This window comes from Pseudooceanicola lipolyticus (genome assembly GCF_002786325.1).
Taxonomy (GTDB): domain Bacteria; phylum Pseudomonadota; class Alphaproteobacteria; order Rhodobacterales; family Rhodobacteraceae; genus Pseudooceanicola_C; species Pseudooceanicola_C lipolyticus.
In genome coordinates this window covers 1-11182 of the sequence record NZ_PGTB01000132.1, presented here as the reverse complement: position 1 = coordinate 11182, position 11182 = coordinate 1, and the positions used below count along the sequence as shown (strand labels likewise).

Annotated in this window: 15 protein-coding genes; 4 read left to right on the top strand and 11 right to left on the bottom strand. The window is 66.3% G+C overall.

Features of this window, described 5'->3' with window-relative positions; genetic code table 11:
- From CVM52_RS20060 to hisD, 9 genes are all read right to left on the bottom strand, one after another.
- Positions 1-599: ribonuclease E/G (locus tag CVM52_RS20060; RefSeq protein ID WP_205964996.1), on the bottom strand; the 599-nt coding region annotated here is incomplete at its 3' end.
- Complete coding sequence (locus CVM52_RS20055) at positions 596-1180, bottom strand: Maf family protein (RefSeq protein WP_100164200.1); 585 nt, start codon at positions 1178-1180, stop codon at positions 596-598. The genes CVM52_RS20055 and CVM52_RS20060, both read right to left, overlap by 4 nt.
- A gap of 85 nt (positions 1181-1265) precedes the next feature.
- Positions 1266-1484, bottom strand: coding sequence for a translation initiation factor IF-1 (infA, locus tag CVM52_RS20050; protein WP_005978431.1), 219 nt, complete (start codon positions 1482-1484; stop codon positions 1266-1268).
- An 83-nt stretch (positions 1485-1567) separates the two neighbouring features.
- Positions 1568-2446, bottom strand: coding sequence for a carbon-nitrogen hydrolase family protein (locus CVM52_RS20045; protein WP_100164199.1), 879 nt, complete (start codon positions 2444-2446; stop codon positions 1568-1570).
- Between the two features lie 21 nt (positions 2447-2467).
- Entirely contained in the window at positions 2468-3055 is a 588-nt protein-coding gene (locus CVM52_RS20040) for a GNAT family N-acetyltransferase (protein ID WP_240621011.1), read from the bottom strand.
- On the bottom strand, positions 3052-3441 hold the full coding sequence (locus CVM52_RS20035; RefSeq protein WP_370741631.1) for a ketosteroid isomerase-related protein: 390 nt from the start codon (positions 3439-3441) through the stop codon (positions 3052-3054). Before CVM52_RS20035 ends, CVM52_RS20040 begins: the two co-directional genes overlap by 4 nt.
- Positions 3441-3902 (bottom strand): arsenate-mycothiol transferase ArsC, encoded by a 462-nt coding sequence (locus CVM52_RS20030; RefSeq protein WP_100164197.1) that lies wholly within the window; start codon positions 3900-3902, stop codon positions 3441-3443. Before CVM52_RS20030 ends, CVM52_RS20035 begins: the two co-directional genes overlap by 1 nt.
- Entirely contained in the window at positions 3903-4382 is a 480-nt protein-coding gene (locus CVM52_RS20025; RefSeq protein ID WP_100164196.1) for a UPF0262 family protein, read from the bottom strand. It lies immediately after the preceding gene.
- 82 nt (positions 4383-4464) lie between these two features.
- Positions 4465-5766, bottom strand: a complete 1302-nt coding sequence (hisD, locus tag CVM52_RS20020) for a histidinol dehydrogenase (protein ID WP_100164195.1) — start codon at positions 5764-5766, stop codon at positions 4465-4467.
- A gap of 220 nt (positions 5767-5986) precedes the next feature.
- On the opposite strand from hisD, the gene CVM52_RS20015 reads away from it, so the two are divergent.
- From CVM52_RS20015 to CVM52_RS20000, 4 genes are all read left to right on the top strand, one after another.
- The gene (locus tag CVM52_RS20015) at positions 5987-6838 is read left to right on the top strand and encodes an EAL domain-containing protein (RefSeq protein WP_100164194.1); all 852 of its coding nucleotides are present in this window, start codon (positions 5987-5989) and stop codon (positions 6836-6838) included.
- Between the two features lie 158 nt (positions 6839-6996).
- On the top strand, positions 6997-8172 hold the full coding sequence (locus CVM52_RS20010; RefSeq protein WP_100164193.1) for an acetyl-CoA C-acetyltransferase: 1176 nt from the start codon (positions 6997-6999) through the stop codon (positions 8170-8172).
- 150 nt (positions 8173-8322) lie between these two features.
- Complete coding sequence (gene phbB / locus CVM52_RS20005; protein ID WP_100164192.1) at positions 8323-9045, top strand: acetoacetyl-CoA reductase; 723 nt, start codon at positions 8323-8325, stop codon at positions 9043-9045.
- 293 nt (positions 9046-9338) lie between these two features.
- A complete protein-coding gene (locus CVM52_RS20000) occupies positions 9339-10286 on the top strand; it encodes a transcriptional regulator GcvA (RefSeq protein ID WP_100164191.1) in 948 nt (315 codons plus the stop codon).
- 13 nt (positions 10287-10299) lie between these two features.
- Here CVM52_RS20000 and CVM52_RS19995 read toward each other — a convergent pair whose 3' ends face one another.
- Together CVM52_RS19995 and CVM52_RS19990 are read right to left on the bottom strand one after the other, a co-directional pair.
- Entirely contained in the window at positions 10300-10464 is a 165-nt protein-coding gene (locus CVM52_RS19995; RefSeq protein WP_100164190.1) for a YdcH family protein, read from the bottom strand.
- A 110-nt stretch (positions 10465-10574) separates the two neighbouring features.
- The coding region (locus CVM52_RS19990) for a tRNA1(Val) (adenine(37)-N6)-methyltransferase (RefSeq protein ID WP_100164189.1) at positions 10575-11182 on the bottom strand (608 nt) is incomplete at its 5' end.

The window sequence follows — 11182 nt, the reverse complement described above, 5'->3', positions numbered from 1 at the left end:
TCGGCAGCCCATTCGCGCCAGGCCAGCGCATGTGGCCCGTCACCATCCAGCAGCCGCTCGGGCCCGGTGCCGGGATCGTCGCTCACCTGCTGGGCCAGGGCCAGCATCGCGGCGATATCCTCGGCCACCGCCGCCTCGTCGGCGCCGGCGCAGGCCGAGCGCAGGATCAGGCCGAAGGGGCTGCCCGCCATCGCCTCGTGGGCGATCTCCAGCAGGCGGTCGCGTTCGTCATCCTCGCGGATCGCCCGCGACAGGTTCAGCCCCGGCGCGTCGGGGGTGACGATGGCATAGCGGCTTTTGAACAGCACCTTGGCGGTCACCGGCACCGCCTTGCCCGGCTCGGCATAGCCGGTGACCTGCACCAGCAGATGCGCGCCCCCGGCCAGCCCCTTGACCTGGCGCAGAAAGGCCGGCCCGTCCGGCGTGGTCAGGAACATGCCGCCCTGGCCCTTGACCGGCCGGTCGGCGCGGGCGCGCCAGATGGTGCCGGGTGGCGGCGCGTCGCCCTCGACGAACAGGTCGTCCAGCTTGCCATCGACCATCAGCGCCGCCGCCTCGCGGCCCTCGAGATGGTCCAGCAGGATGGTGCGCCCCTTCATGACGCGGCCCGGTACAGCGGATAGCCCGCCGCCTGCAGCAGCCCGGCGGTTTCCGCCAGCGGCAGGCCGACAATCGCGGTGAACGAGCCGGAAATCCACGGGATGAAGGCCCCGGCGGCGCCCTGGATGCCATAGGCGCCGGCCTTGCCGGCCCAGTCGCCGGTGGCGAGATAGGCGTTCAGTTCCTCGTCCGAGAGTCGTTTCATCCGCACCGCGCTTTCCACATCCTTTTGCCAGACCCGTGTACCACAGCGCAGGGCAACCGAGGTGATCACCCGGTGGCGCCGGCCCGACAGGCTCAGCAGGTATTCCGCCGCCTGGCCGGCATCGGCGGGTTTGCCGAGGATGCGGCGGCCCAGGGCCACGGTGGTATCGGCGCATAGCACGATATCGGTGGCATCGGCCTCGACCGCCAGCACCTTCTGGCGGGCGATGCGCGCGCAATAGGGGCGCGGCTGCTCGGCCGGTCCGGGGGTCTCGTCGATATCGGGGGGGCGCACCGCGTCGGGGGTCACGCCGAGATGCGCGAGAAGCTCCAGCCGCCGGGGGCTGCCGGAACCGAGGATCAGGCGGGGGGTCATGCGTGGCCCCTTCCCGATGCCCTGCGCGGCCGCGAATCGCGCGCCGCGCCCGATGTTGCCGCGCCGCGCAACGCTGGGCAGCGCGCTATTTAAAGCGATAGTTGATCCGACCCTTGGTCAGATCATAGGGGGTCATTTCGACCTGCACCTTGTCTCCGGCCAGAACGCGGATGCGGTTCTTGCGCATCTTGCCTGCCGTATGTGCGATGATTTCATGGCCGTTCTCGAGTTCGACCCGGAATGTCGCATTCGGCAGGAGTTCCTTCACGACGCCGGGGAATTCGAGAGTATCTTCCTTGGCCATGTGGTCTCCATTGCAGTGTAGCCCGCCAGGACGCAGGCCGTGCGCTTAAATGGGCTTAAACGGGCCGCTTTTCAAGGGTGCATTCACTGCAACATCACATTTGTTACCAATCCGGCGCGCGCGGCCTGTTCCTCCCAGTGGCTGCGATTGCGCACCGCGCCGTCGCGGCGCACGCGGGAAATATCGGCCAGATCGATCTCGGCATAGGTCCAGCCCGGCGCGTTCAGCGTGCCGGCGGCCAGCACCCCGGTTTCGGGAAAACCGGTATCGGGCGGGCCAAAAACGCCGCCGGCGCCGGTGCTGACATCCACCGCCTCGGACCAGTCGGCCGCCCCCACCAGCGAGGCCATGGCGGTCACACATTGCCCCTCCAGCGCGCGGGCCATGGCACCGATGCGCACCCGCCAATAACCGCGCAGGGTTTCGGTGCAGGACGGCACCAGGATCAGGTCGGCCTCGGCCAGCGCGCGGGCCAGCAGCGGAAATTCGCTGTCATAGCAGATCAGGATGCCGATCTTGCCCAGCGCGGTCTCGAACAGCTGCAACGGGGCGCCGGGGGCGATGCCCCAGGGGTCGCGCTCCCACGGGGTCATGATCTGCTTGTCCTGATGCGCCATCGCGCCACCGGGGGTGAAGAAATGCGCCCGGTTCACCGGCATGTCCTGCAATCCGGCCAGCGGTGCAGAGCCGCCCAGGATATGAACATTATAATCGCGCGCCAGGCGGCGATGCAGCTGGTTGGCCGCCTCCATATGCGCGGTGATCGCCCGGACCGAGCGGTGCAGATCGCCGGCCACCTCGGCCCCGTCCAGCGTTGCCAGTTCCATCGCGCCATATTCCGGGAACACCAGCAGATCGGCGCCCTGCCCGGCTGCTTCGGCCACCCAGTGCGACAGCTTGTCCTCGTATTGCGCCCAGCTGTGCAGCGCGTCGAGCGGATAGGCGGCGGTGGCAATTTTCATTGGACTCTCCCCTGTGCGGGCTCAGTCGAGCCGGCGGCACCAGAATTGCAGCGGTTTCAATGTTTCGCCCGGCTGGCCCAGATCGGTCCAGCTGAATTGCGCGATCACCCCGGGCAGCGGCTCATAGCCCCGGCCGCGCCAGAAGGCATCCAGCGGGCGGTATGCGGCGGGCCGGGCCGGGTGATCTTCGGGCCGGATCACCGCGCAGAAGGCCACCCGGTCATGGCCCCGCGCACGGGCATGGGCCTCGCGCAGGTCGAAAAACCGGTGGCCGATGCCCTGGCCGCGATATGCGGGCAACAGCACGGATTCGGCGCAGTAGAACACCGAGGACAGGGCGATGCCGGTGCCTTCGAAGGCCGCCCCGAAGGCGTCGGCATGCTCGGCCAGCGGCGTGCCGGTGGCAGCGCCCACCAGCCGCGCACCGTCAAACGCGCCGACCAGCACCGCGCCCGGCGCGCTGCGATAGCTGTCGAGATAGCGCCGCTCGTAGTCCAGATCGCCGTCATAAAGATAGGGCCAGTCGCGGAACACCGCGAGGCGCAGCGCGGCCACCTCGTCCAGCGCGGCCTCCAGCGCCGCACCGGTCAGCACCCGGACGTCGGTCACGACACCTGCCGCACCCAGTCGGCCAGGTTGTAATAGGTGGTGACCCGCGTGATCTTGCCGTCGTGCAGATGGAAAAACGACCCTGCCGGCAGGCGATAGGACTGCCCCCTGGCCTCGGGCAGGCCGGCATCGGTGGCCAGGTAGGTGCCGTTCACCATGTATTCCGCCGCCGCGCGGCTGCCGTTTGCGGCGCTGAAAATCACCAGATCGGTCAGTTCCTCGCGATAGCAGCGGCTCATATGCGCGCAGAACTCGGCGAACAGATCCTTGCCGTGGCGTATCTTGCCCTCGTTGACGTGATGGGCCACGTCGTCGCTCAGACAATCCAGCATGCCGGGCGTGTCGCCGGCATTGAAGGCCTCGAAATAGCGCTCGACCGCCTGCATCAATGTTCCTCCTTGGGTTCGCCCCAATGGTCTTTCAGCCGGGTGATGATCTGGTCGCGGGTCTGGCGATAGGCGGCCAGCTTGTCGGTGCGCGTCTCGCCCAGCCCGGTGGGGTCGAGGATCGGCCAGTATTCCACCACCAGGTGGAAAAACCGCGTCAGTTCCAGCGCCCGGCGCTGGCTGGCCGGTGACAATGCGACCACCAGGTCGAACGAGCTGAGATCGTCGCCCCACTGTTCCATCTCGTCAAAAGACCGCGACCGGTGGCGCGACAGCTCCACGTCCATCTCCTGGCAGACGGTGATGGCAAAGCCGTCGACCTCCAGGTCGTTATGCACGCCGACCGACTGCACATAGGTGCCGGTGCCGTAGAACTTCTTCATGATAGCTTCGGCCATCGGCGAGCGCACCGCATTGTGGTCGCAGCAGAACAGTACCGATTGCGGCAGCGGATTGGTCATTCAACCCCCGAAATGCAGCACGCAGATCAGGGTGAACAGGCGGCGCGCGGTGTCGGAATCAACATCCACCTTGCCGTCCAGACGCTCTTGCAGCACCCGGCTGCCCTCGTTGTGAATGCCCCGCCGGGCCATGTCGATGGTTTCGATCTGACTGGGCGGCAGGGTCCGGACCGCCTGGTAATAGCTTTCGCAGATCTGGAAATAGTCCTTCACCACCTGCCGGAACGGCCCCAGCGACAGGTGAAACTCAGCCGCCTTGTCATCGGCCTCGGTCAGCACGTCGAAGACCAGCCGCTTGTCGCGGATCGCCAGGTTTACCTTGTAGGGCCCGGCCGGCACCTGCCGCCCGTCGCGGTCGGGCAGGGTAAAGCTGTTATCCTCCAGCAGATCGAAAATCGCGACCTTGCGCTCCTGCTCGATCTCCGGGGTCGGAGGCGGCAGGTTGGAATCGTCGATCTCGATTTGGCTGATCCGGGACATGGGGCGCTATCCTGTCAGTGAACTGCGCCCTAGCTATCGCGGCCAACCGTCCGAGGCAATGCGGCAGAGGGCGCCGCCGGGCTCAGCCGTTCAACCTGCGCAATCGCGCCGCAACCGACAGCCCATGTGCCTCCAGGCTCTCCGATTGGGCAAGCCGCTCGGCCGCAGGACCGATGGCGCGCAGCGCCTCCGGCGTCATCTGCGCCAGGGTGGTACGCTTGAGGAAATCCAGCACCGACAGCCCCGACGAGAACCGCGCCGAACGCGCGGTGGGCAGCACATGGTTCGGCCCGCCGACATAATCGCCGATCGCCTCGGGCGTCCATTGCCCCAGGAAGATCGCCCCGGCATGCACTGTCTTGGCCGCCAGCGCCTGCGGGTCGGCAACGCACAGTTCCAGGTGTTCCGGCGCGATGCAGTTCGACAGCGTCGCCGCCTCGTCCAGGTCGCGCACGGTGATCACCGCGCCGAAATCCCGCCAGCTGGCCGCGGCGATGGCGCGGCGCTCGAGCGTTTCGAGCCGCTTTTCCACCGCCTCTGCCACGGCGCGACCAAAGGCTTCGTCATCGGTGATCAGCAGCGCCTGCGCGCTTTCGTCATGTTCGGCCTGGCTCATCAGATCCAGCGCGATCCAGTCCGGATCGTTCTCGGCATCGGCAATCACCAGGATCTCGGAGGGCCCGGCGATCATGTCGATTCCCACCTTGCCGAACACCCGGCGCTTGGCGGCGGCGACATAGGCATTGCCCGGCCCGGTGATCTTGGCCACCGGCGCGATGGTTTCGGTGCCATGGGCCAGCGCCGCAATCGCCTGCGCCCCGCCGATCCGATAGATCTCGTCCACCCCGGCGATCTGCGCCGCCAGCAGGACCAGCGGATTCACCGCGCCGCCCGGTGTCGGCACCGCGACGGCCAGCCGGCCCACCCCCGCCACCTTGGCCGGGATCGCGTTCATCAGCAGGGACGACGGGTAGGAGGCCAGACCGCCCGGCACATAGAGCCCAGCCGCCGGCACCGGGGTCCAGCGCCAGCCCAGGGTTGCGCCCTCGGGATCGACCCACTGCACATCCTCCGGCATCTGCCGGACGTGATAGGCGCGGATGCGTTCGGCGGCCAGTTCCAGCGCCTCGCGTTCGGCCGTGGTGACCTGGGCCGCCGCCGCGGCGATCTCGTCGGCCGAGATCGCCAATGTCTGCGGCGTCAGGTCGATCCGGTCGAATTTCGCCGTCAGGTCGATCACCGCCGCATCGCCGCGGGTGCGCACATCCTCGATGATCGCGGCCACCGCCGCGTCCACATCGGGGCTGTCTTCTCGCTTGGCCGACAGCAGCGCCGCAAAGGCAGGTTCGAAATCGGGGGCGTCGGTGGACAGAAAGATTGGCATCGCGCAGCTCCTTGCGGTGCCTCCCTTAGCCGCCGCGCGGTCTCATCACAAGGCGGGACAGGTGCCGCCTTGTGCGGCCGCCCGTCCCGCTGCGGCCGCCGCGGCGCGCGACTCGGTCAAATTCCACCGGGTTGCCCCCGCCCCCTCCGGCCATCTTAATCGCTGCTTCAGGAATTTGCCCGATGGTCCAAGCCGCCCGCTTCCCGGCCCTGGAGCCCTGATGGCACATGATCGCGAACACATCACCGCCGCACCGCGGCCGCATCCCGGCGGCACGGACAGCCCGCTCAGCGCGGCCATGGTCGGGCGCGACCGCAAGCTGATGACCATCGTCGCCTCGGCGATCCGGCACCGCGAGGTGATCCTGGCGCATCAGCCGGTGGTGCAGGCCCGCAATCCCGGCCAGGTGGCGTTTTACGAGGCCTTCGCGAGGGTGCTGGACGATACCGGGCGGCCGATCCCGGCCCGCGATTTCATGCCCCGGATCGCCGCGACCGAACTGGGCCGCCAACTCGACTGCCTGGCACTGGACCTCGGGCTGCGCCTGCTGGCCGAACGGCCCGAGATCCGCCTGTCGATCAACATGTCCGCCCGCTCCATCGGCTATCGCGACTGGGGCACCACGCTTGAACGGCATCTCGGCGCCGACGACACCCTGGGCGAACGGCTGATGCTGGAAATCGGCGAAAGCTCGGCAATGGCCGTGCCGGAACTGGTGCTGGACTTCATGGATCAGATGCAGCCGCATGGCATCGCCTTCGCATTGGACAATTTCGGCACCGGCCCCACCATCCTGCGCCACCTGCGCGACTTTCTGTTCGACGCGGTCAAGATCGACGGCGAATTCATCCGCGGCATCCACGCCAATCTCGACAACCACGCCCTGGTGCGGACGCTGATCGCCATCGCCCGCGAATTCGACATGCTGGTGATCGCCGAACATGTGGAAGAGCAGGCCGATGCCGATTTCCTGATCGCGGCGCGGGTAGACTGCCTTCAGGGCTATCTCTACGGCGCGCCCAAACTGATACCGGTCGCGGCCGCGAACACCGTCAGGGCGCGCCGCGCGTGATGGCCGCCGGCTGATTTGACAGCAATTCCGGCTTGCGGTTGCTGCACCTGCGGCAATGCTTTATGTCCGAAGGTGAAGGACGGAAGCAGATGGCACCAGCCGTGGGGAGACGGCCTGCCCATGCCCTCCGCCCGTTTCATGGCAGAGGATCACGGATCATGACCAATGTAGTAATCGCATCCGCGGCGCGTACCGGCGTGGGCAGTTTTGGCGGCACATTTGCCAACACCCCCGCCCACGACCTGGGGGCGGCCGTTCTCGAAGCGGTGGTAAGCCGCGCCGGCATCGACAAATCGGAAGTATCCGAAACCATTCTTGGCCAGGTGCTGACCGCGGCGCAGGGCCAGAACCCGGCCCGCCAGGCCCATATCAATGCCGGCCTGCCGCAGGAAAGCGCGGCCTGGGGCATCAACCAGGTCTGTGGCTCGGGGCTGCGGGCGGTTGCCCTGGCGGCGCAGCATATCCAGCTGGGCGATGCCGATATCGTCGCGGCCGGCGGCCAGGAAAACATGTCGATGTCGCCGCATGCGCAGAACCTGCGCCAGGGCCACAAGATGGGCGACCTGTCCTATATCGACACCATGATCAAGGACGGGCTGTGGGACGCCTTCAACGGCTATCACATGGGCCAGACTGCCGAGAACGTCGCCGAGAAATGGCAGATCAACCGCGAAATGCAGGACGAGTTTGCCGTCGCCTCGCAGAACAAGGCCGAGGCCGCACAAAAGGCGGGCAAGTTCAGCGACGAGATCATTCCCTTCACCATCAAGACCCGCAAGGGCGACATCGTGATGGACAAGGATGAGTATATCCGTCACGGCGCCACCATCGAGGCGATGCAGAAACTGCGCCCCGCCTTCGCCAAGGACGGCTCGGTCACCGCGGCCAATGCCTCGGGTATCAATGACGGCGCGGCAGCGGTTCTGCTGATGTCGGCTGACGAGGCCGAAAAGCGCGGGATCGATCCGTTGGCACGCATCGTCAGCTACGCCACCGCCGGCCTGGACCCGGCGATCATGGGCGTCGGCCCGGTCTATGCCTCGCGCAAGGCACTGGAAAAAGCCGGCTGGAAGCCCTCCGACCTGGACCTGGTCGAAGCCAACGAAGCCTTTGCCGCGCAGGCCTGCGCCGTGAACAAGGACATGGGCTGGGATCCGGAAATCGTGAACGTGAACGGCGGCGCGATCGCCATCGGCCACCCGATCGGCGCCTCGGGCGCGCGGGTGCTGAACACTCTCCTGTTCGAAATGAAGCGTCGCGATGCCAAGAAAGGCCTGGCAACACTGTGCATCGGCGGCGGCATGGGCGTGGCCATGTGCGTGGAACGCCCCTGATCTAAATCAAGGCAGCGGCCCCTGGCCGCTGCTATTCCCATGCGAATAAACCGCTTTTCGGTGTTGAAAAATCAGCTTCGCAATATTATTGCGTGGTTATAGGTGCTGAACGTAATTTCATTATCCAAGACATCTGGAGGAGACCCATCAATGTCCCGCGTAGCCCTAGTGACCGGCGGTTCCCGAGGAATCGGCGCTGCAATTTCCGCCGCTTTGAAAAGCGCGGGCTGCTCTGTTGCCGCGACCTATGCCGGCAATGACGAAGCCGCCGCCAAGTTCACCGAAGAGACCGGCATCAAGACCTACAAGTGGAACGTCGCCGATTACGACGAATCCAAGGCCGGCCTTGCCAAGGTCGAGGCGGATCTGGGCCCGATCGACATTGTCGTGGCCAATGCGGGCATCACCCGCGACGCCCCCTTCCACAAGATGACGCCGGAACAATGGCACCAGGTGATCGACACCAACCTGACCGGGGTGTTCAACACCGTGCACCCGGTCTGGCCAGGCATGCGTGAACGCAAGTTCGGCCGCATCATCGTGATCAGCTCGATCAACGGTCAGAAAGGCCAGTTTGCCCAGGTGAACTATGCCGCGACCAAGGCCGGCGATCTGGGCATCATCAAATCGCTGGCGCAGGAAGGCGCCCGCGCCGGGATCACCGCCAATGCCATCTGCCCCGGCTATATCGCCACCGACATGGTGATGGCGGTGCCGGAAAAGGTGCGCGAATCGATCATCGCGCAGATCCCCGCAGGCCGGCTGGGCGAACCCGAAGAGATTGCCCGCTGCGTCGCTTTCCTGGCCTCGGACGATGCCGGCTTTATCAATGGGTCGACCATTTCGGCCAATGGCGGCCAGTTCTTCGTCTGAGCGGCACCGCCATCGTCAACGAAAAAGGCCGGTTCAGGGGAACCGGCCTTTTTTCATGCGATCACCTCCGGCTCAGCGGCGGCGGAACAGCCAGGTCCAGGCATCTTTCATCGCCTGTCCGCGCGCGGCATGGGCGGCGGCCATGGCATTGTAAACGGTTCGGTTTGTCGGGTTTTCCAGCATCGGGGCATTCCTTAACTTCAGGTTTTCTTCGCTGTGCCCAAGATGGGCCTTGCTTTCCCTTCCGACAAACGAGAGTTTTGGACCCACCAGTTAAGAAATTCTTGACCGTTATGCCCGCCAGCCTGCCGCCCCTGACCGCCTTGCGCGCCTTCGACGCCGCCGCCCGCCACATGTCTTTTGCCAAGGCAGCCGAAGAGTTGAACGTGACGCCGGCGGCTTTGTCGTTTCAGATCAAGTCACTGGAGCAGCACTTGGGCCAGCCGCTGTTTCACCGGCTGAACCGCGCCGTGGAACTGACCCGCGCGGGCCAGGCCCTGGCCCCGGGCGCGGCCGAGGGCTTCGCGGCGCTGACCGCCGCCTGGCGGGCGGCACGGCGGTTGCAGGATGACACCACCCTGACCGTCACCGCCGGACCGGCCTTCACCGCGAAATGGCTGGCGCCCAGGCTCTATGAGTTTGCCCGTGCCCATCCGGAGATCGAGCTGCGGTTCTCGGCCAGTCTGCGGATGATGGATTTCGCCCGCGACGAGGTCGATGTGGCGATCCGCTTTGGCTATGGCCCCGATCCCGGCCTCTATGCGCTCAGCCTGTCCTATGAATGGCTGACCCCGGTGATGACGCCGGCGCTGGCCGCGCGCTATCCCACGCCGGACGCGCTGCGCGAGGCGCCGCTGATCCTGGACGATTCGATCAGCTTTCTCGATCCGCCCTGCGACTGGCCCACCTGGTTCCGCGCCGTGGGGCTGGACTTTACCCCCAGCTACGCGGCGCGGTTCTCGCAGGCCGACCACGCGGTCGACGCGGCGCTGGCGGGCGTCGGCGTGGTGCTGGGCCGGCGCGCGCTGACCGTCAAGGACATCTTCGAACAGCGGCTGGTCGCGCCGTATGGCATCGCCATCTCCACCAAGGCACATTTCCGCTTTCTCTGTCCGCAGGGCAGCGAACACAGACCGCAGGTCCGCGCCTTTCGCGACTGGATGCTCTCCGAGATCGAGAAAACCACATCAGTCACCGACAACCTGACCGTGATCCCGGTCGAGGACGTGGTTCAGCGCTGATGCGGTCCGCTGCCTAGCTCGACAACCGTTCGATCTGTTCTTTCAGTCTTAGCTTCTGCTTTTTGAGGTTTGCCAGGACCAACCCGTCCACACCGGGTGCACGCTGCGCCTCTTCCACTTCGACGCTCAGATGCTGGTGCTTCTTTTTCAGTTCCGCGAGATGCGAGCTTACGCTCATGGCAATCCTCCTCTGAATAAGTTGCCAGACAAGTTGAGCAGATTCGGCGGCATCTGTCACGCCGCAGACGCAGCAGGGTGAGACCAACTCGCGAAAAGATGACAGTTTGGTTAAGGTTTCGACCGCCCCGGCCAGTCCAGCGACGCGCCGTGACGCAGCACCGCCTCGATTTCCGGCGTGTAGCTGTCACGCCGGCCGTCATGCACGGGACCGGGATGCATCACAACCGGAGCGTGCAGGCGAAACGCCGCCCGCCCCCCCTTTCGGGCACTCAGAATAATCAGTTCGGGCGCCCGCCCGGCGCGCCCCGACAGCGGCAGCACCTCGACCGATCCCAGCCGGCCTGCCAGCGCGCCCAGCAGGTCGGGTAGCCGGTCAGAGCGTTGAATCATATGCAGAAACCCCCGGTCGACCAGCCGCCGCGCGGCGACCGACACCCAGTCGGACAGCGGCGTCATCTCGCCCAGCGCCACGCGCCGTCCGGCATCGGTGGCGGCCCTGTGCGCGCCAGCGCGGAAATAGGGCGGATTGGCGATGACGTGATCGAACCGCTGCTGGCGCAGCTCGGCGGGCAGTTGCGCCAGGTCGGCGCGGACCACCTCCAGCGCGACGCCGTTGGCCGCGGCGTTGCGCCCGGCAAGATCGGCATATTCCCGCTGAAGCTCGACCCCGGTCAGGCCCAGGCCCGGCACCCGCGCGCCCAAACACAGAATCGCCG

Excerpts from the sequence above, each read along its gene's own strand:
- CVM52_RS20055 (WP_100164200.1), bottom strand. The coding sequence starts at position 1,180 with ATGACCCCCCGCCTGATCCTCGGTTCCGGCAGCCCCCGGCGGCTGGAG.
- infA (WP_005978431.1), bottom strand. The coding sequence starts at position 1,484 with ATGGCCAAGGAAGATACTCTCGAATTCCCCGGCGTCGTGAAGGAACTC.
- CVM52_RS20045 (WP_100164199.1), bottom strand. The coding sequence starts at position 2,446 with ATGAAAATTGCCACCGCCGCCTATCCGCTCGACGCGCTGCACAGCTGG.
- CVM52_RS20035 (WP_370741631.1), bottom strand. The coding sequence starts at position 3,441 with ATGCAGGCGGTCGAGCGCTATTTCGAGGCCTTCAATGCCGGCGACACG.
- CVM52_RS20030 (WP_100164197.1), bottom strand. The coding sequence starts at position 3,902 with ATGACCAATCCGCTGCCGCAATCGGTACTGTTCTGCTGCGACCACAAT.
- CVM52_RS20025 (WP_100164196.1), bottom strand. The coding sequence starts at position 4,382 with ATGTCCCGGATCAGCCAAATCGAGATCGACGATTCCAACCTGCCGCCT.
- hisD (WP_100164195.1), bottom strand. The coding sequence starts at position 5,766 with ATGCCAATCTTTCTGTCCACCGACGCCCCCGATTTCGAACCTGCCTTT.
- CVM52_RS20015 (WP_100164194.1), top strand. The coding sequence starts at position 5,987 with ATGGCACATGATCGCGAACACATCACCGCCGCACCGCGGCCGCATCCC.
- CVM52_RS20010 (WP_100164193.1), top strand. The coding sequence starts at position 6,997 with ATGACCAATGTAGTAATCGCATCCGCGGCGCGTACCGGCGTGGGCAGT.
- phbB (WP_100164192.1), top strand. The coding sequence starts at position 8,323 with ATGTCCCGCGTAGCCCTAGTGACCGGCGGTTCCCGAGGAATCGGCGCT.
- CVM52_RS20000 (WP_100164191.1), top strand. The coding sequence starts at position 9,339 with ATGCCCGCCAGCCTGCCGCCCCTGACCGCCTTGCGCGCCTTCGACGCC.
- CVM52_RS19995 (WP_100164190.1), bottom strand. The coding sequence starts at position 10,464 with ATGAGCGTAAGCTCGCATCTCGCGGAACTGAAAAAGAAGCACCAGCAT.